Raw genomic sequence first — 21,210 nt, 5'->3', positions numbered from 1 at the left:
ATTTATGAACTGGAATTCATTTAACTGCAGTATCATTCGGTCTTTCAAAAGATATAACCTTACCATGGCGGCCGCCCATCATGTCGTGAAAGTGCTTTGCTCTTTCCAAATGAAATAGTCGATGTTGCTCGTGATAATGAGCCATTTGGTTATGCCAATCATGCATTTGACGGATATAAGCCGCATGATCTTGAGTATACATCGGCATTGCCGGGTGAGAGAAAGTCGGCACTATAATTTTCCTCCTAAAGCGATTTATTTATGTGTTCATCCACACATCGTTTATGGCTTGATAAACGGCATTGAGTGTGTGTTTACCTATTTTCAAAAATAAAAAAGGGCTGTAATGGAATAGTCCCACACTTAAAGCTATTTTCCCAAGCGTTTGGGAAACGACTCCCTGTCAGGTCAAAGCGGCTAGGCAGGGATTTGATTTTATTATTGTCTAATGCAAGATTGTTTTGGGCAATACTGAGTTGTCCCATCCCATTTCCCCCATATGCATCCTCTACATTTCTGAGGTTGTTTCGACTTGATTCCAATAGACGTAAAACTGCACGGGTCTTGCTTCACCGAGTGAATGATGAGGCCGCTGTTCAATGAAAATAAAGTTGTAGACTGGCTGCAGACGTTAAGCTAACGGGCAGTTTAGCGGAGTGATGATTTATTATTTTACAAATTAGTGAGATAATTATCTGAGGGAGTGAGAAATAATTAGTTCGTCTACTAGGGAGTGACTTCAAATGGATTGTTGTGCACCATCTAATAGTACAGAAGCCGTAAAAACGGAGTGCCCTACATGTGGTGAAAAGGGTAAAAACGTGCAACTCATAACGCTTAAGTCCCTGCTAAAAGCGTCGGCATTAGAAATCATTGAGCCAGATAACACTTACGTTTTTTGTTCTAATCCTTCTTGCTCTATCGTCTACTTCAGCGGGAACCATTCGCAATCGTTTGTGGAGAATGACATAAAGGTGCCAGTGTATCAAAAAAATCAGAGGGCAGATGTGCCTGTGTGTTACTGCTTTGATTGGACGAGAGAGCGACTTCTTCAAGCCATTAACACAGACCTAAAACCTGCTGATCACATCAAAGCTCATGTTCAAGCTGGTCGTTGTGGGTGTGAGGTAAATAACCCTCAAGGTGCTTGTTGCTTAGGCAATGTGAATGCTTTTGTACGAGGACTCAAATAGTTGTAAGCAAAAAACCTATATGGTAGACACAGTGCGGTGTGATTGAACTAACGGGTACGATAGTGAAGGAGCTCTTACGCGGCAGCTCCTTTTTCGTTTGCTCATCCCAGGAGTAATCTCCTGAAATTTGCTCGTTTTTTTCTTGCTTTTGGGTTTGATGTCCGGAAATAAGGTTTAGCATCAAGGGGATTCATACGCTCCATGAATATCGGCGTTCGTCACTTCGCATCGGACATCGCATATTGGTGGATAGCAGTCTGCACCCTGCTCTGCATCGACTGCAAGCCGGCGTCCACGGTCGAGCGGCCATAGAGGATGTCAAGCATCTCTTCGTCAGATATTTGCGAAATGCTTCTGGCTAATGGCTGGGGGAATCGAGAGCTCATCGTTTGAAACGGCTTGTGTGCGTAAAAAGGGTCCAGCGTTCGCCCCTCAATCGAACGAATCGCTTCGTTCCGGATCGACAGCACGCCGGGCTTCGTTTTTGCCAGTTGGGCGGCCATATCCGGTCCAGTTATGAATTTCAGGAATTCCCACGCCGCCCGCTGGTTCGGAGAATCGGACATAATGGCGAACTGATCGCCCACCAGTACGCTGGACGATTGTCCGGGGCGCTTCGGGTCGACCGGCTCCGTCACGATTTTCCAGTCGAACGAAGGAATTCCGAGCGTGGCGGCATTCAACAGGTCGTTTATAAACCCAGGCGTGTCGATCCGCATGGCAGCCTCTCCGGCAATAAACTTATTTCTCAGTAAACGCTCGGTCGTCGTCTTGGTGGGCTCGCTCGTCTCAGGAGGCAAGTAGACCGCTCCGCTGCGGAAAGCGTCGAGAGCTTCATCGAAAGCCGCCTTGAATTCGGGCGACGTATATTTCGCCTCGCGATTATCGGTGCTGAATGCAGCCGCGCCTATGCTCGTCGTATAATCACTTAACCAAATCCTAGGGGACCTGTTATTGTCCAGCCCGTACAGCTGCTTGCCGTCCTCCGTCCTAGCCGCGCTTTTGGCCAGTTGCAAGAGGGAGGGCCAGCTCATATCGTCCGACGGATACGGGAGCTGCAACCGGTCGAACAGCGTTTTATTGTAATATAACGCTGCGGTTTGAAGGGTGGGGGACAGCGATAACAGGTTCCCTCCGCCCGTCTGGCGAAGCGCTTCCAGCGCGCTTTCGGAAAACTGGCTCAGCTCGATCTGATCCTGCTTCATAAGCGCGGTCAGCTCCAGCAGCTTTCCCGCCTTAACTTGCTCGGTAACGAGCGAGGGGCTGTAGATCAGATCGGGCTTCTGCTCCAGAATAACGGAATTTTCAATCGCACGAGCGGCTTTCCCCGTCTCGAACACCATCATCGGAATAACGCGGATGTCGACGTTCGGGTTGTGTATTTTGTACGAAGCGCCGTACTCATCCATGAACTGCTTCTCGCTCCAGTACACGATTGACAAGCTTTTCCGGGCGTTGTCTGGGAGAGGTAGGGTCGCCTGTTCCTTGAGACTGCCCCGCCATCCGGCCAAGGCAAGCAAAACGGCTATGCCGAGCCCGAGCCCGGTCCGCCTCATCTTCCCCATTCCACTCATCTCATCGCTCCTTTTCTTCCTTTATCGGTGTGCGCGCATCCTTCTCTTCTCCTTGCGGCGGATAGGCGACCGAGGTGCCTGCTCTCTCGTTAAGCACCGCATTCAGTATCGACAGCACGCGCATGGCAAAGCTCCCCTTCAGGTTCAGCCGATACCCTCCGCGAATGCGTTCCGCAAATCCAAGCTCAATGCAGGCATCCATCGTCGCGTGAAAATCGAAGTCGTCCGACAGTCCGGCCCGAATCGTGCTTTCCGATATCACATAATCGGGCGGATTGGCAAGCTGATCTGGGATCAGAGCGGCTAGCACCTTCATAGGGTCGGGCGGAATCAAATTCAGCGGGAAATCGATATCTGTTGCCAAAGCCGCTTTGGATTGCCGCAAATAGTCCTCTGTGGCGATGAACACGGATTTTTGCTTTACCCACCACATCACGCTGCGGTTACCGATCATCAGGAAGGTCGTATTCGGCTTGGTGCTGTCCGGCAAGCGGCGTGCCTGCGGCGGCCGGATGGCATGAATGATTTGGCCGATAAAATCAATTTTTTCTTCTTCCTTCAGCCTGGATAATTGCGCGTCGATTTGCGGCAGCAGATGATGCAGCGTACTCCTGCTCCCGAGTAAATAATCGACTGTGCACTCAAGTAGACGAGCCAATTGAGGCAAGATGGCCACGTCCGGCAACGAATCGCCCTTTTCCCATTTCGAGACCGCCTGCGCCGATACGCCGAGACTTATGCCAAGCTGCTCCTGCGTCCAGGCTTTTTGCGAACGGCGCTCATAGATAATGACCCCTACTTTGCGTGAATCAACCACTTAGGCGACACCCTCTCTTGATATTGGAACATATATCCAATTATAATGGAGATAAGCCTTTTTGGTAATGGAGGCTTACTATCATTCTCAACCGATGGTTGAGTCGGCGATCCTTGAAGCTTGACGGTACGGGCTTTTGCCCCGCTCTTGGTCGATTGAATTTTGAAATTATTGCTGAACAAGTCGAGGTTATTTTATGAGTTGTTCGCTGAATCAGGGGTAGTAGCCCGTCCCCGCATCCCTATCCTTTTATTGGTTGGGTGAGCTCGTTTTCAACCCTTGACTTAAAGTGCGCTTTAAGGATTATGATGTATCTAGCCGGATACACTAACCCGGCAGATAACAAATCACGCCTCTTGGGTGTCTAAGATAACAAATCAAATTGTCGGGAGGAACAATCAATGAATATGTTTGATAGGGTCTATATAAATGGTCAAATAATCAAACCGATAGGCACAGAGGAACTGGAGCTTATCAATCCTGCGACCAAACAAGTAACTGGCAAAGTGGTGCTCGGAAACGTCGAAGATACGCGGCTTGCGATCGCGGCGGCGAAGTCGGCATTCAAGACTTTCTCAAAAACGACCGTTCAGGAACGAGCCGATATGCTGCTGCGTCTGCATCGTTCCCTAATGAATCGTTTAGACAGACTGACGGAGGCAACGGTCGAGGAATACGGTGCGCCGGTATCGGTGGCCAGAATGCTGACCCGAATAGCTGCCGACGCCTTTGTGCATACGAAGGAAAATCTAGAATCGTTTTCATTTTCACGAACTGCCGGTAAAGCGAGAGTACGGATGGAGCCTATCGGTGTCGTCGGGGCGATTACGCCTTGGAATGCAAATGCGACACATCTGGCTAACAAAATCGCGCCGGCTCTTGCCGCGGGGTGTACGCTGGTCGTGAAGCCAAGCGAGTTAAGTGCAAAGCAAACGCAAATTTTTATGGAAGCCATTCATGAAGCGGCTCTCCCAGCGGGTGTCGTCAATATCGTGAACGGCAAGGGAGAAGTCGTCGGGGAGGAGCTAACGCGCCATCCAGATGTTTTCGTTATGGCCTTTACGGGATCGACTGAAATAGGCAAACGAATCGCCGCAGGAGCGGCCGCTCATCTGAAGCGAGTCACGCTTGAACTCGGCGGCAAATCGCCGACGGTTATTCTGGACGATGCAGACTTGACTAAAGCGGTTCCGCTTGCGGTGAGCGCCGGCTTCATCAACAGCGGCCAAGCTTGTCTGGCCGGTACGCGGATAATCGTTCCGGAATCTCGCTTGGAGGAAGTCAAGCGGTTGATGGCGTCCGTCATCGATGATATAAAAGTCGGGGATCTCTGGAATGAAGCTACACTCATTGGCCCCATGGTGAATCAGAAGCAGTACGACAGGGTCCAACATTATATCCGGCAGGCGATCGAAGATGGCGCTGAACTGATAGCTGGCGGCCAAGGCAGCCCTGAAGGATTCGATGCAGGCTACTTCGTTAAGCCTACGGTGTTCGCTAATGTAACGAACGATATGACTATCGCGCAGGAAGAAGTATTTGGACCGGTTCTGTCTATCATTACTTACCGGACGGAAGACGAAGCGATCGAGATCGCAAACGATACGCCGTACGGCTTGCAAGCTTTCGTTTTCTCTGGCAGTACGGAGCGGGGAAATCGGGTCGCCGAGCAAATCGTGGCCGGACGCATATCCGTCAACGGCCTCCATGACGAACCGAATGCCCCGTTCGGCGGATTCAAGCAATCCGGCATCGGACGGGAACATGGTACGTACGGCATCGAAGAGTATTTGGAGCCGAAGGCGATTCTGGGCCATGACGCTGTTCTTGCGTAATTTCCAGTGAAAATTTAAAAAGAAACTAAAAAACCAGGCCCCGGAACGTTTCCGGAGGCCTGATTTGTACGGGCGCTCATTATTTCACTGTCTTATTATAAGTCCCTAGCTTCCCTGTAATCTCTTTGGCGGCGTTATCGAGCGAATCCTTCGGCTGCTTCTTGCCGTTGAGCACTTCTTCGATCGCGCTCTCCGTAAGCTGGCGGGCTTCCGGGAAGACGCCCATGACCGCCCCTTGAGTCGCGGTGTTCGCTTTGGTGGCATGCAGCTGATCCACGGCCGTTTTAAGCTGAGGGTACTTGGCCAGGTTGTCCTTGACGATTTGCTCGTCATACGCTTTTTTGGTAATCGGGAAATAGCCTGTGTTCACATGCCAGAACGCTTGCTGCTTAGGCTCGGCGAGGAATTTGATAAACTGCCAGGCGCCGTTCTGCTCCGCTTCGCTGCGGTTGTTCAAGATATAGACGCTTGCGCCGCCTACGATAACTCCGCCATCCTTGGCGTCGGACGGCTTTGGCAAATAGCCCGTGCCCACTTCGAATTTGCCTTGCGCGCCGTCGACGATGCCCCGCAGAGAACCGGTGGAGTCGAGCGTCATTGCCACTTGACCGGCGATAAAGGCTTTTTTCGTATCGTCGGTTTTCCGACCGAGGTTCAAGGAAACTTTATCGTCGACCATTTGCTTCCACCAAGTCAGCGTTTTGATGCCGGCGTCGCTGTTCAGCATCGATTCGGTAGCCAGACCTTTGCGACCGTTATTATTGTTGAGCAGTTCGGCCCCTTGATTGGCGAAAAATTGCTCCATAAACCAGCCGTAGATGGCAAAGGAATTGCCGTATTTGCCGTCTTTCGTCAGAGCTTTGGAAGCGGCCGCTACTTCTTCATATGTCACTGGAGGCTTCTCGGGGTCCAAGCCTGCGGCTTTGAACATGTCTTTGTTGTAATAAAGGATCGGATTGGAGGTATTGAACGGCATCGAATTCAGCTTGCCGTCGATCCGATAATAGTTGAGAATGTTTTCTTCCAGCTGGGACAAATCGAATTTGTCCGCGTCGATAAACTTTTGCATAGGCGTAATCGCTTTGGAATCGATCATAAAGCGGCTGCCGATTTCAAATACCTGAATCAGAGCGGGACCGCTCTTGGAGTCCATGGACGCTTTCATTTTGTTCAGGCTCTCGTCATACGTGCCTTGGAACACAGCCTCAACCACGACATCCTTCTGGGATGCATTGAAGTCGGCAACAAGTTTGTCGATCGCTTTGCCCAACTCGCCGCTCATCGAATGCCACCATACGACTTTAACCGGTTCTTTGCTTGCTGCGGACGCCGGGGCGGTTCCTTTGTCCGTCCCCGAGGACGCTGTCGTCGTTGGTTGAGAAGTTCCCCCGCAAGCTGCCAGGAAAAGCATCACGATGGCGATCCAAAGCGTTATTGCGCTATTTCTGCTCCACCTTGTCATTGTTCGTCTTCTCTCCCTTTATCATGGTTAATTATATAGAACGCCCGGTGGGCGAGCTATTTCTCTTCATGGCCAGCGCGGACCGTGTCGGCGGCGTTTTTCCGGGCTGGCGAAGCCGGTATTTTCGACTGGAGTAGTATGGCTCCGGGCTATCTTGCCGGCCTGGTCCGAATCAGCCTTTGACTGCCCCGGCCGTAATGCCCCTCACCAACTGCTTGATGCCGAGCACGAGCAGCAGCAGGGAAGGCAGCATCACCAGCGTGACGCCCGCCAATACCAGATTCCACGACGTCATTTCCTCGAATTGCAGCATGCTGATGCCGATCTGGACCGTGCGCATTTGCTGCCCGTTGGTAATCAGGAGCGGCCACAAATACATATTCCAATGCGTAAGGAACGAGTAGACGCCAAGCGTAGCCAGCCCCGGACGAGCCAACGGCAGCACGATTCGGAAAAATCGCCGCACATGGCCGCAGCCGTCGATCCGCGCCGCTTCGAACAGCTCGGAAGGCAGCTGCATGAAAAATTGGCGCAGCAAGAACGTGCCGAACGCCGTGGCGAGAAACGGAACGATCAGCCCCTGGTAGCTATCCAGCCAGCCCCAGCTTTTGACGGTCAAATAATTGGGGATCATCGTGACTTCCCAAGGAATCATCATTGTGGACAAAAACAAAGTGAACAGCACGCCCTTGCCCGCGAATCTCAAAAAAGCGAAGGCGTATGCAGCCGTACTAGCCGTGAGCAGTTGCCCGACCATGATGGCGGTCGATATGAGGACGCTGTTGGCAATGAATTTGAAGATCGGCACGAGCTGAACGACCGTTGCGAAATTATCCCAGTACAGTCCTCCGGGCAGCATCTTGGGCGGATAGGACGACGATTCCGCCGGAGTCATAAAGGCTGCGGAGAAGGTGAAGAACAAGGGATACAGCACCAGAACGGCGCATATGACGAGCAGGACGTAAACGACGGTATGTTGGAGGCGCAAAGTCATTGGTAGTGCACCTTCTTCTCCAGAAAGGCGAACTGCAGCAAGGTGAGGATCAGGATGATCGCGAACAACACCAAGGCCTGCGCGCTACCGATGCCGAACCGGAAATTCACGAAGGCATCCTGGTAAATGTTATAGACGATGACGTCCGTCGTGTACATCGGGCCGCCCTTGGTCAAAATGTGAATTTGGCCGAACGTCTGGAAGGCGCCGATGACCGAGACGATCGCTACAAAGAACAGGGTGGGCGATACGAGCGGCAGCGTAACTTGCAGGAACGTCCGAATCGGGCCGGAGCCGTCGATTTTGGCGCTTTCGTACAGCTCCTCGGGCACTCCCTGCAACCCGCTTAACAGCACGATGTAGTTGAAGCCGAGCGTCATCCAGACGGTCATCAGCGAGACCGACAGCAGCGCCCAGGCGGGATCGGTGAGCCAGCCGACGGGAGAAGCCCCAACGAGGCCCAAGAAATAATTGAGCGTGCCGACGGTTGGGTGGAACAACATCATCCAGATGACGGAGCCCGTGCCGAACGAGATGGCGATAGGCAGCGAGAAAATAAATTGAAAGATGCGCATGCCGCGCAGTTTGGACTGCGTAAGGGCGGCCAGCAGCAGCGCAAGCAGGATGCAGGTCGGCACGGTGAGCAGAGTGAAGGATAACGTTACCTTCAGGCTTTGGTAAAAGCGCTCCGACAGAAACAGCTCCCGAAAATTGTCCAAGCCGGCAAAGGCGGCGATGCGTCCCCTCGGATCGGTGAGATGAAGGCTTAAATAAACGGACTTCAGCAGCGGATAAAACAAAAACAGGCCGAATAGCAGCAGAGAAGGGGCCATAAAGCCATAGGCCAGCATATTTTCCTGCAGGCGCAGCCGGGCCAGACTTGACGTACGGCCAACGACGGCGGGTTTCGGCCTATTGGCGGAAATTCGTGTAAGTTGTTCTTCCATGAGGCTCACGCTTTCGCTCACTCCTAACGGTAAAAACCTCGGTCACGCAATTGGCATCTTCGTCAGTATGAGATGTATTTGTTATGCCGGGGTCAAGTACAAATAAAGATTTTATGGACGGAGGGAATTCGCAGAGGCTCGATTCGGTCCAGTTTCATCTCGGAAGGAAAAATACTACATGAAATCAAAGTTGATAAAATTAAGAAAATTAAACAGTTAAAAGTTTGTTTATATGGTTGATGTAAGAGATGCTAAAATAACTATTATGAAACAGCAAAAACATAATAAAGCAAATAAAGCATCTCCGTAGCGGATGCTTTATTTTACTTTACACAACTTCATGGTAATGAAAATTTTTATTTTAAAGTGGAGGTTGCAATGCGTAAATGTTATCTAATAATTGCGGCTATTGCCTTCGTGATCTTATCCGGGTGTGATAATAAAAAAGCAATAGTAGATGGAATTACCCAATATGAGCTGCCTCTAATGGAACGGCAAGAGTCTAATCAAATCACACATCTTATTAATCATGACGGTATGTATCGCTCCGAGCAGTACGCTGCAAACTCAACTCTGGTTATAGATCTTGATTATTATAAGAGTCAAAAAATCTCAAGGGGCGATGTAGTCTATTTTAAGACAGATGCAAAGGAAGAGGAGATTAGCAATAAAAAAAGAAAGGGATATGATGTCGCTAGAGTCGTTGCTCTGCCGGGGGAAACCCTTTTGGTGAAAAAAGGCCAAATATATATTAATGGCCGGGTACTTGACACCTTTTATGGGAAAGAGTATTACACAAACGGATTTATTAATGGAACCGACAAAGCACTGAGCATGGACAAAGAAACAGTGCTCCTGGATGGTCAATATCTACTGGCCAGTGATGTATGGTGGAGAGGTGGATTTACGGAACCGTTACCTAAAGATAAGATTACAGGTAGAGTTATTGGATGGATAAAAAGTCAGAATGAGTAACGACAGGTGACGTAAGGAAGCCTCGTACACCGTATAGGTGCCCGAGGCCTTTTTTACGTACTGCTAACGTTGGCATCTCGACTGTAAGAGAGGATTGGTCTGGTCGGGAATGGTGCGCCGCGGTCAGACCCCGTCAACCGACCCAGTGGGACGGGCGCGTCAGCGAGCGCGGGAGCTTTGTGGTGGCGTCTCCCTTGGCGGCATTAATCTGAGCTTGGGCAAGAAACATGCTGTCGGTAAGGTCGGCGCCGCACAGGTTGGCGTCGCGGAGATCGGCCCCGATCAGGTCTGCCGTCCGGAGGTCGGCGTTCCGGAGATCGGCGGCTATCAGGCAAGCTCCTCTCAAGCTGACGCCTCGCAGGTCCGCGCCTCTGAGCTTGGCTCCGATCAGATCGGCGCCCCTCTCCTGGAATTTCTGACGTCCCGGAGGGGTCTTCCGCCGCCGGCGGGCTTCGTCCCGCACCAGTTGGCTTGTCTGCAGCAGCAGAACGTTCACCTTGGCGCGGTGGGCGGCCACATCCAGACTCAGGATCGAGTCGGGATCGAGCCGGGTCATCGCCTCGGTTTCGTCCAGCGCTTCGCGGATCGCGTCGTGAATCGGATGAGCGGGCTGCAGCGTTAGCGCCTCTGTCAAATACCAGAGCAGCTCATGAAGCTGCCGCATGGCCGGAAACACATCGAACATCTGTTTCGCCGTTTCCGGAGCCTGCCGCCAATCGCGCCCGCCGTAGGTGAATTGGGCAACTTTTTGCCCGGCGCCGAAGCAGTCGTACACGGTACAGCCCCGAAAGCCTTTCTGCCGGAGGCTCAGATGAATGCCGCAGCGAAAGTCCGCTTGCAGGTTGTGACAAGGCTTGCCGGCGTCTTTATCGACCGCGAAGTCGACGGAAGCCGCGAAAGGCAGTGCCGCGCAGCACAGGCCGAAGCAGGCTTCGCAGTCTGACTGCAGGTGGGGGCGGTCTTTGCCGGGAGCCGATGAGGAATGGATGTGGTTGTTGGACACAACGTGGGCCTCCCTTGGATGCTTGCCGTTAGAATCTCTAATTCTTCTATAGTAGTACCGAATGTTCTGTCCGTCAAATGCTGTGGGTGCAGACTCGTAAGAAAGAAGAAATGACACCGAACGACCGTGGAGTCGTCGATGCCATTTCGGTTTATCGGAGGAGTTATCTCCATGCTTGCGGATGGTCGGCATTCACCTCGTCAAAGCCGGCCGCTCTGGCGTTGGCCTTCACCTGCTCAGGGCTTTTGCAGCCGGGAATGACGCATGTCACGGCAGGATGCTTCAAGCACCACGCCAACGCCCATTCCGCCATATTAACGCCCGGCGGCACTTCCGTCCGGCGGATGTCTCCGACCTCGCGCAGTCTGGCGGCCGTTCGTTCTTTATCGTGTCGGGAGCGGACGTCGTTATCCGAGAATACGGCGCCCGGCTCATATTTGCCGCTCAGGTAGCCGCTGGCGAGCGGTACGCGGGCGAGTACGCCCAAATCCTGTTCGATGGATGAAGGGAATACGCGCTTTTCCGGCGTCTGATCCAGCCTGTTGTATACGACCTGTATCGCCTTGGCGTTCACTTCCGACGCTTTTCCCGTTTGATGGATATTGTCGTTGCTGCCGATCGAGATCCCCAGATTGCGGATTTTACCGGCCTGCACTTGTTTATCGAGCGCAGTCCACAGCCCGTCGTTGTCGAATACTTCATCCGGTCCGGAATGGAATTGGTACAAATCGACATAATCGGTCCTCAGCGACCTCAACGACTCGTCCAACTGCTTCAGCACTTCGCCCGCCGACCAATAGTTCACGGAAGATTCGCGGTCCGCATGGTTATGTCCGAACTTGGTGGCGATGATCCACTGGTCGCGGCTCTTGGTCCGGTCCACATAATGGCCGATCAAGCTTTCGGACAAATGGTGGCCATAGCACTCCGCCGTATCGAGCAAATTGATGCCTTCCTCTTTCGCTTGATCCAGAATGGCGTCTACTTCATCCTGAGTAAAATCTTTGCCCCAAGCTCCGCCAAACTGCCAAGTTCCTACGCCAACGACCGATACTTTAAGCCCCGTTTTGCCCAGTCTCCGATAATGCATGAATCGCAGCTCCTCTCCAACGTGACGAATGGTTGCTCGCCCTCATTATAGAAAAAGCGGAAACAAGCGGCAATACGTGAAAAATAGTTGCGTTAGTTGCGTTCCCTTCAGTACCCGACATAAAAAAAGAAAAGTCGCCCGTTCCTGTACGGGCGACTTTCCTTGCGCGGCATATGCGGTCGGATAAGGCGAGCCGGAGCTTATCGGCAGTTCAGGACGGCGGCGAATCGGATCAAGCTTGTTGCCCCGTATAGATCAGAATCGCGTCTCTCAGAAAAGCGGCTGTGCCCGGCTTGGTCCGATCGTAGTAGGCGGTGAACCGTTCGTCGTCGACGTACATCTGCGCCAGCCCGGCGTGCGCCGCCGGGCTGTAACGATCCCAGTAGAAGCTGATCCACTGCCGGTGAAGCTCGGCTGCGTTCTGGGCCAGCTCGCCGGCCGGATCGCCTGTGGCGAACGCCGCGGCCAACGCCTCATGGATCGCTTCGCCGAGCCGCTCGACTTCGGCGTATTGCTTCTCGCTCATACCCTTTATTTTTCGGTTCGCCCGTTCCACCTGCTCGGTGCCGTATTTGGCGCGTATTTCGGCACCGTACATGCTTTCGTTGTCGTCGATCAGTTTTTGTTTGAAGCCCTCGAATTTTTGTTTGTCGCTCATTGTCGTCTCTCCCTTTCGCTGAGCCAACGTCAGCTCGACATTGGCGATCAGTATATTCAATTGCTGCCGTTTTTCCAGAAGCTTATCGCGATGCTCCCTAAGCGCTCGGTCGGCGTCGAAAGCCGGGGAGGCGAGCAGTTCCTTGATTTCTTCCAGGCCCACTCCCAGCTCCCGATAAAACAAAATTTGCTGCAGCCGGTCCACTTCAGGCTGCCCGTAAATGCGATAGCCCGTCGAACGGACTCTCGCCGGTCTGAGCAGACCGATCTGGTCGTAATACCGGAGCGTCCGGGTGCTGACGCCCGCCAGCGTCGCCAGCTTTTGTACGGTGTATTCCATCGGTTACCCCTCCCGCCGTTTTATCGTACAGCTTTACGCAACGTCAATGTCAACGCCAATCTTTGAACAAAACAAGTATTCCAGCCCGAATCGGTGACGCTTCGCAACTTTCCTCTTCTTTTTATTGTCCATACTTATAGCGGATCATTCCTGACACATCCATGAAAGGAATTGATACGAACGATTCGCAGATTGAAAGGGGGGACATTAAGGAAGCTTCCTTAGAAATCCGCTTTTTTCTCGAACGTCAGGCAAGCATCCAATCGGGAAAAAGGGGTGGGATCCAATGGAATGCTCGAAGTCTTTAATACTATTGACGGAACCGGAAAGGCATATGGTCGTACTGGCGCTGATGGCGCAGTCAAGGACAATGGCCAACCCCTATGAGTCGGAGATGTACAGATGGTTAGCCAAAAAAGTGTGGGCGATGGAAAGCCAATACCGACTGGATGGTCAGGAATTAATTATGATAGCGCTTTCTCTTAACAAAGAGGCCGATCGCTGCGAGCTGGGCGCGGCTGCCTGTTTGCACAGGCGACTGTCCCGCCGCATTTGGCAGGAGAAGGTGAAGTTCCATAAGCAGGCGTATGCAGAGCTCGCTTCCCGGTACTTGTTCTGACCTGCGTGATGAAGGGGAAAGGGAGCCTGCGCGTGCAGGCTCCCTTTCTATTGTACACCTTTATACCGCCCGATCATCCCGTTCTCGTACTCCGCAGCGCGGCGTCCCGGATACCTGAATTCCATTTCCCGCGCCGCGGAGGATATTCAGGCACGAGTGCGCATACCCGTTATTTTATGACGGGAAAGCAGTTTCCCGGCCTTTCTGATCAGCATAAGCGCGACGCGAATGCAGCTGTCCGCCCCGTAAGCGACGGCAATGGCAATGAACGGAATGCTGGGCGCGCGGTAGCGGTACATGCCGTCGACAAACACGACAATACAAAATATAAAGATGGAGAGCACGGTCAGCCAGACGATCGAGGCTTGCTTGAAACGTTTTTGCACGATAACGGCCACCGTACCGACAACGAACATCACGACAGGGAGCATATCGTAGGCGAATCTTTTGATGCCTCCAAGGCTGTTCAGGTCCGTTGTCCACACCCAGCGCCCGAGGAAGGCGACGGCTCTTCTGGCGTACAGCACCAGCACGTGGTCCCAATTATGAATGAGGAAGCTGGCGATCAGACTGTCGCCGATATCGATCTGGTAGTTCGGCCGGAAGAAGTGATCGTTGGGCGACGCGTGATCGTAAATCCAGCCTTTGGCATATACGTTGTACAACACCATCTTGGCATTGAGCTGCAGGGAAGCGATCAACGGGTTCAGCTTGCCGGTTAGCAGCAGGCCCGCGAACAAGGCGATGACGGCCACCGCGGCGGTACCGATGACATAACGGTGCTTCTTGACAAAAAGCAGCGCCTTGCCTTTATCCATACGGATAAACAAATAGATCAGTATGCAGAAGAGAGACAGGATGCCGGTCGGCCGGAAGATGCACATGTAGACGGCTGTTAAGGCAAACAGCACTTTATACGTTCTTTTACCGGTATCCAGACTTTTGAGCAGAAAATAGACGCATAACAGCAGAAGGCTGATGAAAAAGCTATCGGTCAAAATGTAAGTCGACCAGAGCGTAATGTCCCATGAATAGGCGTAGATTAAGGAAGCCACGACGGCGGTCGTCCGGTTGAACAGCATGCGGGCGATTTGATAGACAAGGAGGAGGCTTAACCCTGCGGTTACGGCTTGGATGAACAGAACGGCTACCGGGTCCTTGAACAAGGCCAACAGTACGGTCAGCAGCAGATTGTAGCCGAAATACATAATATCGTTCATATGCGCGCCGATAGAAAAATCGGACATGAGCGATCGGGCATAGGAAAGGTACCATTGGCTGTCGGCAGCATCGGGGAAACCTTTGCCCGATGTTTTCAAATAAAAAAAGTAGCGGAGCCGTATCCATAAGGATAACGACAGAAGCGGAGGAAGGAGGATGAAGTCCCAATACTTGAATTTACGCAGGAGAGGATGCATGAATCACGGCTCCAAATCTCAGTGTGTGGCTGGATGTCGAAAAAAGTAGAATAAAGTCGAGTTGTGGACCTATTTGGAGAAGTCAAACGGATGCATTTAGGTAAGAAAGCCGATACTTTTCATAACTATATCAAAAGCGTATAAAACAGACAATCCTAAAATTAGAGCTGCTAGACCTGCTTCCCGACTCCGCCGATCGCCCTATGGCGTCGCCCTGATGCCTGATGTAGCCATTCTTGCGGCCTAGGAAGCCCGTTCAGGACCAATTTCCAGCCCTTATTAAAAATTTTATGTAATATTTCGTTCACATAACAAGAAAACGGCAGGAAAACGGCAAATATACGTCGTAAAATAAAGATTAGAAATGTATTGCTGTTTGAAGGGGTGTATGGCAAAATTGTTCTGTTACGACATAATGCTGGACAGCGCCGGGGTGATGATGCAGTAAGCTACAGGCAACGATGTGCCTGATTCATCCTGCCGTTTTCTCCGTAAGGCAGTGTGTTCAATTTGGCTGTGTGCCCTCATTTCAGAAGTGGAGCTGTGTCAATTCCGTGTATCGACTATTCATCAGATTCAAGGATCGGGATTGGCTGTACCTGATCCCGCTCGTATTGCTGTCACTGGCGGTAAGATTCCGCTATTTTTTCGTCCAGCTTCGGTCGGAGCAAGGCTTGCCGACGTCTCCGGACTCGGAATGGTACTTGGATTACGCGCACGCTTTGATGGCCGATTTCCGTATCGGTCTGGATATGAACGATATTATGTATGCCGGCTACAATCTGCTGCTGACTTTGCTGCTGGCTATTTTTAAAGATCCTGTGGCTGTCGTGTTCATCCAGGTGGCAACGGCAGGTTTGAGCGTCATTCTCGTCTATAAAATCGCCAGAATGCTGTTTAACCGCACAACCGCTTTTATCGCTTCCGTCTTTTACGGTTATTCGTGGGATATTACGCTGTGGTCGACTTATATTCTGACGGATAGCTTTTTTATCAGCCTCCTGCTCACCAGTGTATATCTCCTTCTCAAAAGCTTTGAATCCGATAAGAAGCGCTATAAAATTTTGTTTGCCGCTTCGGCCCTATATATGTTTGTGTTTCGGCCGGCCGGTATATTGACGATATTGTTTATGCTCCTATATATATGGATTCGTATGGACAAACGGAAGCTGCTGCGCTGGATCGCGGATCGCCGGACCGTCGTCTTCTCGGTTCTGGCCGCGGCCGTCGCGGTGCTCGGCATTCTCCTCGCTAGCGGTCGTCTCGCGCCTTTCTTGGAGTCGCTTGAGGAAAACGCCTTAAAGGTACTTTATAATATGTACGCCCATGGCTGGGTATACGACAAACCTTCCGAACACGATTACCCGTTCAAGGCGGACTTTACGATCGATATTGCCAACAGCGCGATCGTCAGCTTCCTGGTCCATAACGGAGATCAGATCATCGGGCTTTACGGCAAAAGAATCGTCGCCTTTCTCGGCCGGTGGGTATGGGAGACGGACTTGGGAAGCGTGCACGGCGTGCTCCGATTCGTACGCTATATCCTTCCGACGGTATTGTTCGTACTGGGGACGGTTGCCGCCATCGTTGCGGGAACGTTCCGCAAAGCTTCCGTATTGTGGCTTGTCACCTTGGCCGTGTTCGTCTTTTGCGTTATCTTCTTCATCGACGGTTTATATCGGTACAAAGCGCCCAGCATACCTTTTATCGCTATTGCGGCTGCCTATGGGGCAGACAGAATTATTCGCGGATTGTTAGTCATCGCAAAAAAATATACGGGGATGCTGTTATGGAACAAGGAAAAATACTGATTGTAGTCCCGGCCTTCAACGAGCAGGGGAACATTTTGAAGGTAGTCGGCGATATTCGCGACAGCGTGCCGAATTGCGATATTCTTGTCGTCAACGACTGCTCTCTCGACAACACGTCATCCTACGCCCGCCGGGCCGATGGCGTCAAGGTCGTCGACCTTCCCTTTAACCTCGGCATCGGCGGTGCAGTGCAGACCGGCTTCAAATATGCCCAGGCCCAAGGCTATTCGTATATGGTGCAGATCGATGGCGACGGTCAGCATATTCCCCGCGAGGTCGGCAAGCTGTACGACACGATGCTTCGTACCGGAAGCGACATGGTGATTGGCTCCCGCTTTCTAGACGTGCACTCGTACCGGACAACCCGGTTGAGAAGGCTCGGCATCAAAGTGTTTTATTGGCTGTTCCGCGTGCTGATCCATACGCGGGTCACCGACGGCACTTCGGGTTTCCGCATGTACAACCGCAACAGCATCGAGCTGCTGAGCAGACATTATTCGGACGACTATCCGGAGCCGGATGCGATCATTTTGCTCAAGAAGAACGGACTGCGCATCTCCGAGGTCGGCGTGGAGATGAGGCAGCGGGAGCACGGCTCGTCATCCATAACCCCGCTCAAAAGTCCTTACTATATGGCGAAGGTCATCTTGTCGATCCTCTTCTCCTGCATCCGGACAAGGTGGTGAGACGGCTATGGAGGGCGAAACATTGAACAGCGTCCAGCTAATGGGTATTGCTTTCAGTCTCGTTATGATCATCTCGGTATTTTTGATGGTCAGAGCCCGTATGATCCGCGAGAAATACTCGTTGATCTGGTTTTTGATCGGACTGTTTACGCTTGTCATGTCCGTGTTTAAAGATTTGATGGACTGGTTTTCGCATATGATCGGGGTCTATTACGCCCCGTCCGCTTTTTTTGCGATTCTGATCGTCAGCGCCTACTTGCTGCTGCTTAATATGAGCGTCAGCATCTCCGGCCTGAAGCTGCACAATAAGGCGCTCACGCAGGAGCTGGGATTGACCAAGCTGCGGCTCGACGAGCTGGAGAAGAAAGTGAACGAGGGGGAGCCGCAATCAAATTTATAATGTTGGTCGCCAGTGTGATGATGACGGTAACGGGCAGCACGCTGCTCAAGCTTGGCAGCAGGGGAATTCATTTCGAAGGGGCGGTATGGGGCATCCTGCTCAGCTATATGACCTCTCCCGCTCTGCTGGCCGGGTTCGCCGCTTATGCGCTGGGCGCTATTCTGTGGGTGTATTGTTTGTCCCAGTTCGATCTGAGCTACGTAACGTTCGTGTCCAGCTTTCAGTACGTGCTGCTGCTGTTGGTTTCAATCCTTATTTTTCAGGAGCAGATCAGCATGATGAAATGGGTCGGCTGTGGGATCATTTTGGTTGGCGTATATTTTTGGCTGAAAGGATAACCGAAGCTCATGTTCAAGTTGGTGGCGTATCAGGACTCGATGCAAGAGGAGTGGGACCGATTCGCGCAGGCGACGGGCACGGTGTTCCATACGACGGCATTCCGCCGCATGCTGCTCGATTCGTTCGGCTATACGTGCCTGTACCATGCCGTATTGGACAGCGATGGAGCGCTATGCGCGATCTTGCCGATGGTAGGCGGACGAAACCTCGGGCTGAAGCGTGTCGCCGTGTCGCTGCCGTTCGTCAATTATACGGATATATGCGCGGTAAACGAAGAGGCGTTCCGTTTCGCCATCGATTCGGTGGAGGCGCTGAGAAATGACCGCGGGCTCGCCTACGTGGAGCTTCGCTGCAAAGAGCGAAGCTTGGAGGGGCGTCCCGGATGGAGCCGGAATGTGCACAACCATACGTTCGTCTTGCCGCTTGAAGGCGGGGAGGAACAGGTGCTGGCGCTCTCTAGCGGAAGCAACCGCAATCATGTGCGGAAGGCGTACAAGAACGACTGGTTCGACGTTTCATTCGATACGGGCCATCTGGAAGCTTTTTATGAGGTCTATGTCGGACGGATGAAACAGCTCGGTTCTCCCGCCCCGCACATTCGCTACTTCCGCAGCTTCTTCGACCAGCTTCCCGGGAACGCCCATCTGCTGACCGTGCTGGACAAGCAGACCGGGGTCGTCGTAGGAGGAATGGTGCTGGTGACGAGTCCGGGCAATTCGACGGTCTATTACCCGTACGGCTCCAATCGGGTCGAATATAACAGCAAATACGTGAACAATTTCATGTACTGGGAAGCGGCCAAGTTCGGCATGCGCGGAGGGTTCGCCAATCTGGACCTGGGCCGCTCGCAGACAGGCTCGGGAACCTACAAATACAAGCAGCAGTGGGGGGCCGTTCCCCGGCAGCTTGAATATGCGGTCTATGCGGGCGGCGGGAGCGCCGGCGGCCCGCCCGACAAGGAAAGCTTGAGCATGTTCGTCGGGATGTGGAAGGCGGCGCCCCGGTTCGTAACCGATCCTGCGGGTCGAATGCTTATCAAGTACATTTTCCCGTAAAACGGCTGTTCACAATGAGCGAACGACAACTATCGGAGGACTTGAAAATAATGGGCAATATTCACTGGAAGCAGTATTTTGACAAGAAGGCCGAAGTGCACGGAGCATCCGTCAAATCATCCGACTACTTCAACGAAGAAAGCTTCTTCATGCAGCGCGCCAATACGCTCCGCTGGCTCGGCTCTTGCGAGGGCAAAGTCATTCTGGACGCCGGCTGCGGCGTGGGCGCTTTCAGTGAGCCGCTGGTGGAGCAAAACACCGTTTACGGTGTAGATTTCTCCGAGAAAAGTTTGGAATATGCGGCCGCCCGGGGGCTGAAGACGCTGAACGGCGATTTGACCGCGCTGCCTTTCGAGGAGGGCATGTTCGATGTCGTCGTCTGTAACGGCGTCATTCAGTTGATCGAGCAATACGAAGACGTATTGCGCGAGCTGGCCCGAGTCACAAAGCCGGGCGGCACGCTGCTCGTGGAGACGCTCAACCGCAATTCGATTCAGCGCAAGCTGCTCCGTCTGCTGGAGAAAGACAAGAAGTTCGACCGGATGTACGAGATGGAAGAGCTGCGCGGCGTATTCGTCAAATACGGCTTCGAACAGATCGAGTTTCTGAATATGTATCACCCGTTCAAGTTCGTAACCGAGGGCAGCGGGCAGGGCATGGGGGCTAACCGTTTTAGCACCTCGTTCGCGATTAAGGGGCGCAAAAGAAGTTGAGGAAGCCGAACATGCAGGACGCTGCCAATATGCTGACATTCGATATTGAAGAATGGTTTCATGCGAATTACGAAGGGCTTGCGATGGATGGCGGAGGCAAGGACTCGCATTTCCGCGCCAACATGGAAACGCTGCTCGGCATGTGCCGCGACACCGGTTCCAAGGCTACGTTTTTCGTATTGGGCTGCATCGGCGAGCAGTACCCGGACGTCGTCAGGCAGATTGCCCGGGAAGGCCATGACGTGGCCTCCCACGGATACGGGCATGAACTGGCCTACAAGCAGAGCTTCGAAGCGTTTCATGACGACGTGAAGAAGTCGGTCGACATTTTGCAGAACTTGACCGGGAAGCCGGTGCTTGGCTATCGCGCCCCTTCCTGGTCGATCGTGGAGCGCAACCTGCATTACTTGGAGGCGCTGGAGACACTCGGCTTGAAGTACGACGCCAGCATTTTCCCGGTCCGCACGTTTCTGTACGGGATTCCCGACGCTCCGACCCATATTCATAAGCCCCGAGTAGGCGGGCGGGAGCTGGATCTGTACGAGGTGCCGATGTCGGTCATGAACGTGGCGGGCCGAAATATCGGGTATTCGGGCGGCTTTTATTTCCGCTTCTTCCCGCGATTCGTCATCAAGCGGGCGATTCGGGCGGCCAATGCGCGCGGAGCGGAATCGATCGTCTACCTGCATCCCCGGGAAATCGATCCGACGGAGCACAAGCTGGAATTGCCTCCGAAAGAGCGGTTTATTCATTATTACAACGTGGGCGGCACTCGAAGCAAGCTGGAGAATCTGCTGCGCAGCTTCCGATTTACGTCGATAGCGGACCATCTCCAGCGTCATTTCGATCTGGAACGGTGAACGCGACAACCGTTCACGAAGCAAGGGCGTCCTTCCCACGCTCCTGCTGAAGGCACCAATCGGCAGAACCCGTAATCGTTCCGCGACGGCGGACTAAGATATGACATGTTGGCAGGGCCGGCTTGTACGAAGGATGGAATACCGTGACGAAGCAGCTTTTTGGCGCAACCGTCACGCCCGCCTTGTACGGCTGGCCCTGCTTGTTGTTCCTCGCCCCTTGCAAGCATCCCCGATCAAACGAATTGTCACCTCTAAGCTGCGGAACAGCCGCGAATGCCCCGTCTTTTTCCGGCAATCCCCTTGGTTATTTTGAAGAAGAGATGTGCTATGATGGCCCCGTGTGTTTCAATTCCAGAGAGAGTGTGGGAAAACGATGAGGCAGCTGAGAGAGAAATGGAAGTTGTGGTTGGTTGGGAACGGTC

22 protein-coding genes are annotated in these 21,210 nt (G+C 52.7%); 11 read left to right on the top strand and 11 right to left on the bottom strand.

What is annotated here, in order from left to right:
• Positions 1-16 precede the first annotated feature (16 nt).
• Entirely contained in the window at positions 17-232 is a 216-nt protein-coding gene (locus tag ABD796_RS25100) for a hypothetical protein (protein WP_344913155.1), read from the bottom strand.
• 82 nt (positions 233-314) lie between these two features.
• Positions 315-485: a hypothetical protein gene (locus ABD796_RS25095; RefSeq protein WP_344913153.1), complete on the bottom strand. Its 171-nt coding sequence runs from the start codon at positions 483-485 to the stop codon at positions 315-317.
• A gap of 258 nt (positions 486-743) precedes the next feature.
• Between ABD796_RS25095 and ABD796_RS25090 the strand changes: the two genes are divergently transcribed.
• Positions 744-1,193, top strand: coding sequence for a putative iron-sulfur cluster-binding metallochaperone (locus ABD796_RS25090; RefSeq protein ID WP_344913151.1), 450 nt, complete (start codon positions 744-746; stop codon positions 1,191-1,193).
• 218 nt (positions 1,194-1,411) lie between these two features.
• Here the strand turns inward: ABD796_RS25090 and ABD796_RS25085 are convergent, their stop codons facing one another.
• Positions 1,412-2,767, bottom strand: a complete 1,356-nt coding sequence (locus ABD796_RS25085) for an ABC transporter substrate-binding protein (RefSeq protein WP_344913149.1) — start codon at positions 2,765-2,767, stop codon at positions 1,412-1,414.
• 1 nt (position 2,768) lies between these two features.
• Positions 2,769-3,584 (bottom strand): helix-turn-helix domain-containing protein, encoded by an 816-nt coding sequence (locus tag ABD796_RS25080; RefSeq protein WP_344913147.1) that lies wholly within the window; start codon positions 3,582-3,584, stop codon positions 2,769-2,771.
• 401 nt (positions 3,585-3,985) lie between these two features.
• Between ABD796_RS25080 and ABD796_RS25075 the strand changes: the two genes are divergently transcribed.
• Positions 3,986-5,419, top strand: coding sequence for an aldehyde dehydrogenase family protein (locus ABD796_RS25075; RefSeq protein ID WP_344913145.1), 1,434 nt, complete (start codon positions 3,986-3,988; stop codon positions 5,417-5,419).
• A 79-nt stretch (positions 5,420-5,498) separates the two neighbouring features.
• On the opposite strand, the gene ABD796_RS25070 is transcribed toward ABD796_RS25075, so the two are convergent.
• The 3 genes from ABD796_RS25070 to ABD796_RS25060 form a co-directional block, all read right to left on the bottom strand.
• A complete protein-coding gene (locus ABD796_RS25070) occupies positions 5,499-6,881 on the bottom strand; it encodes an ABC transporter substrate-binding protein (protein WP_344913143.1) in 1,383 nt (460 codons plus the stop codon).
• Between the two features lie 172 nt (positions 6,882-7,053).
• On the bottom strand, positions 7,054-7,875 hold the full coding sequence (locus ABD796_RS25065) for a carbohydrate ABC transporter permease (RefSeq protein WP_344913141.1): 822 nt from the start codon (positions 7,873-7,875) through the stop codon (positions 7,054-7,056).
• The gene (locus ABD796_RS25060) at positions 7,872-8,726 is read right to left on the bottom strand and encodes a carbohydrate ABC transporter permease (RefSeq protein ID WP_344913185.1); all 855 of its coding nucleotides are present in this window, start codon (positions 8,724-8,726) and stop codon (positions 7,872-7,874) included. The genes ABD796_RS25065 and ABD796_RS25060 overlap by 4 nt, the downstream gene beginning before the upstream one ends.
• Positions 8,727-9,200: 474 nt before the next feature.
• On the opposite strand from ABD796_RS25060, the gene ABD796_RS25055 reads away from it, so the two are divergent.
• Positions 9,201-9,797 carry a S26 family signal peptidase gene (locus tag ABD796_RS25055; protein ID WP_344913139.1) on the top strand — a complete coding sequence of 199 codons (597 nt, stop codon included), beginning with the start codon at positions 9,201-9,203 and terminating at the stop codon, positions 9,795-9,797.
• 133 nt (positions 9,798-9,930) lie between these two features.
• On the opposite strand, the gene ABD796_RS25050 is transcribed toward ABD796_RS25055, so the two are convergent.
• From ABD796_RS25050 to ABD796_RS25040, 3 genes are all read right to left on the bottom strand, one after another.
• Positions 9,931-10,800, bottom strand: a complete 870-nt coding sequence (locus ABD796_RS25050; protein ID WP_344913137.1) for a pentapeptide repeat-containing protein — start codon at positions 10,798-10,800, stop codon at positions 9,931-9,933.
• Positions 10,801-10,963: 163 nt separating this feature from the next.
• Positions 10,964-11,890 carry an aldo/keto reductase gene (locus tag ABD796_RS25045; RefSeq protein WP_344913135.1) on the bottom strand — a complete coding sequence of 309 codons (927 nt, stop codon included), beginning with the start codon at positions 11,888-11,890 and terminating at the stop codon, positions 10,964-10,966.
• Between the two features lie 232 nt (positions 11,891-12,122).
• Positions 12,123-12,887, bottom strand: a complete 765-nt coding sequence (locus ABD796_RS25040; RefSeq protein WP_344913131.1) for a MerR family transcriptional regulator — start codon at positions 12,885-12,887, stop codon at positions 12,123-12,125.
• Positions 12,888-13,173: 286 nt separating this feature from the next.
• Here ABD796_RS25040 and ABD796_RS25035 point away from each other — a divergent pair, with 286 nt between their 5' ends.
• Positions 13,174-13,506, top strand: coding sequence for a hypothetical protein (locus tag ABD796_RS25035; RefSeq protein WP_344913129.1), 333 nt, complete (start codon positions 13,174-13,176; stop codon positions 13,504-13,506).
• A gap of 146 nt (positions 13,507-13,652) precedes the next feature.
• Here the strand turns inward: ABD796_RS25035 and ABD796_RS25030 are convergent, their stop codons facing one another.
• Positions 13,653-14,924, bottom strand: coding sequence for a glycosyltransferase family 39 protein (locus ABD796_RS25030; RefSeq protein WP_344913127.1), 1,272 nt, complete (start codon positions 14,922-14,924; stop codon positions 13,653-13,655).
• A gap of 554 nt (positions 14,925-15,478) precedes the next feature.
• Here ABD796_RS25030 and ABD796_RS25025 point away from each other — a divergent pair.
• The 7 genes from ABD796_RS25025 to ABD796_RS24995 are packed head-to-tail and all read left to right on the top strand — an operon-like array spanning position 15,479 to position 20,788.
• Positions 15,479-16,735 (top strand): glycosyltransferase family 39 protein, encoded by a 1,257-nt coding sequence (locus ABD796_RS25025; RefSeq protein ID WP_344913125.1) that lies wholly within the window; start codon positions 15,479-15,481, stop codon positions 16,733-16,735.
• A complete protein-coding gene (locus tag ABD796_RS25020; protein WP_344913123.1) occupies positions 16,714-17,421 on the top strand; it encodes a glycosyltransferase family 2 protein in 708 nt (235 codons plus the stop codon). The genes ABD796_RS25025 and ABD796_RS25020 overlap by 22 nt, the downstream gene beginning before the upstream one ends.
• Positions 17,422-17,428: 7 nt before the next feature.
• Entirely contained in the window at positions 17,429-17,821 is a 393-nt protein-coding gene (locus ABD796_RS25015) for a DUF2304 domain-containing protein (RefSeq protein WP_344913121.1), read from the top strand.
• 17 nt (positions 17,822-17,838) lie between these two features.
• Positions 17,839-18,159 (top strand): EamA family transporter, encoded by a 321-nt coding sequence (locus ABD796_RS25010; RefSeq protein WP_344913119.1) that lies wholly within the window; start codon positions 17,839-17,841, stop codon positions 18,157-18,159.
• A 9-nt stretch (positions 18,160-18,168) separates the two neighbouring features.
• A complete protein-coding gene (locus ABD796_RS25005; protein WP_344913117.1) occupies positions 18,169-19,215 on the top strand; it encodes a GNAT family N-acetyltransferase in 1,047 nt (348 codons plus the stop codon).
• Positions 19,216-19,265: 50 nt separating this feature from the next.
• On the top strand, positions 19,266-19,928 hold the full coding sequence (locus tag ABD796_RS25000; protein ID WP_344913115.1) for a class I SAM-dependent methyltransferase: 663 nt from the start codon (positions 19,266-19,268) through the stop codon (positions 19,926-19,928).
• Positions 19,925-20,788, top strand: a complete 864-nt coding sequence (locus ABD796_RS24995; RefSeq protein ID WP_344913113.1) for a DUF3473 domain-containing protein — start codon at positions 19,925-19,927, stop codon at positions 20,786-20,788. Before ABD796_RS25000 ends, ABD796_RS24995 begins: the two co-directional genes overlap by 4 nt.
• Positions 20,789-21,210 lie beyond the last annotated feature (422 nt).

This window comes from Paenibacillus hodogayensis (genome assembly GCF_039536325.1).
GTDB classification, from domain to species: Bacteria; Bacillota; Bacilli; order Paenibacillales; family NBRC-103111; genus Paenibacillus_AB; species Paenibacillus_AB hodogayensis.
This window is presented reverse-complemented; position numbering and strand designations above follow the sequence as displayed.

What these genes read in the sequence shown, in the direction of transcription:
- ABD796_RS25020 (WP_344913123.1), top strand. Translation starts at nt 16,714, where the DNA reads ATGGAACAAGGAAAAATACTGATTGTAGTCCCGGCCTTCAACGAGCAG.
- ABD796_RS25070 (WP_344913143.1), bottom strand. Translation starts at nt 6,881, where the DNA reads ATGACAAGGTGGAGCAGAAATAGCGCAATAACGCTTTGGATCGCCATC.
- ABD796_RS25015 (WP_344913121.1), top strand. Translation starts at nt 17,429, where the DNA reads ATGGAGGGCGAAACATTGAACAGCGTCCAGCTAATGGGTATTGCTTTC.
- ABD796_RS25060 (WP_344913185.1), bottom strand. Translation starts at nt 8,726, where the DNA reads ATGCTGGCCTATGGCTTTATGGCCCCTTCTCTGCTGCTATTCGGCCTG.
- ABD796_RS25045 (WP_344913135.1), bottom strand. Translation starts at nt 11,890, where the DNA reads ATGCATTATCGGAGACTGGGCAAAACGGGGCTTAAAGTATCGGTCGTT.
- ABD796_RS25040 (WP_344913131.1), bottom strand. Translation starts at nt 12,887, where the DNA reads ATGGAATACACCGTACAAAAGCTGGCGACGCTGGCGGGCGTCAGCACC.
- ABD796_RS25005 (WP_344913117.1), top strand. Translation starts at nt 18,169, where the DNA reads ATGTTCAAGTTGGTGGCGTATCAGGACTCGATGCAAGAGGAGTGGGAC.
- ABD796_RS25000 (WP_344913115.1), top strand. Translation starts at nt 19,266, where the DNA reads ATGGGCAATATTCACTGGAAGCAGTATTTTGACAAGAAGGCCGAAGTG.
- ABD796_RS25085 (WP_344913149.1), bottom strand. Translation starts at nt 2,767, where the DNA reads ATGAGTGGAATGGGGAAGATGAGGCGGACCGGGCTCGGGCTCGGCATA.
- ABD796_RS25055 (WP_344913139.1), top strand. Translation starts at nt 9,201, where the DNA reads ATGCGTAAATGTTATCTAATAATTGCGGCTATTGCCTTCGTGATCTTA.
- ABD796_RS25035 (WP_344913129.1), top strand. Translation starts at nt 13,174, where the DNA reads ATGGAATGCTCGAAGTCTTTAATACTATTGACGGAACCGGAAAGGCAT.
- ABD796_RS25030 (WP_344913127.1), bottom strand. Translation starts at nt 14,924, where the DNA reads ATGCATCCTCTCCTGCGTAAATTCAAGTATTGGGACTTCATCCTCCTT.
- ABD796_RS25010 (WP_344913119.1), top strand. Translation starts at nt 17,839, where the DNA reads ATGATGACGGTAACGGGCAGCACGCTGCTCAAGCTTGGCAGCAGGGGA.
- ABD796_RS25095 (WP_344913153.1), bottom strand. Translation starts at nt 485, where the DNA reads ATGGGACAACTCAGTATTGCCCAAAACAATCTTGCATTAGACAATAAT.
- ABD796_RS25075 (WP_344913145.1), top strand. Translation starts at nt 3,986, where the DNA reads ATGAATATGTTTGATAGGGTCTATATAAATGGTCAAATAATCAAACCG.
- ABD796_RS25065 (WP_344913141.1), bottom strand. Translation starts at nt 7,875, where the DNA reads ATGACTTTGCGCCTCCAACATACCGTCGTTTACGTCCTGCTCGTCATA.
- ABD796_RS25090 (WP_344913151.1), top strand. Translation starts at nt 744, where the DNA reads ATGGATTGTTGTGCACCATCTAATAGTACAGAAGCCGTAAAAACGGAG.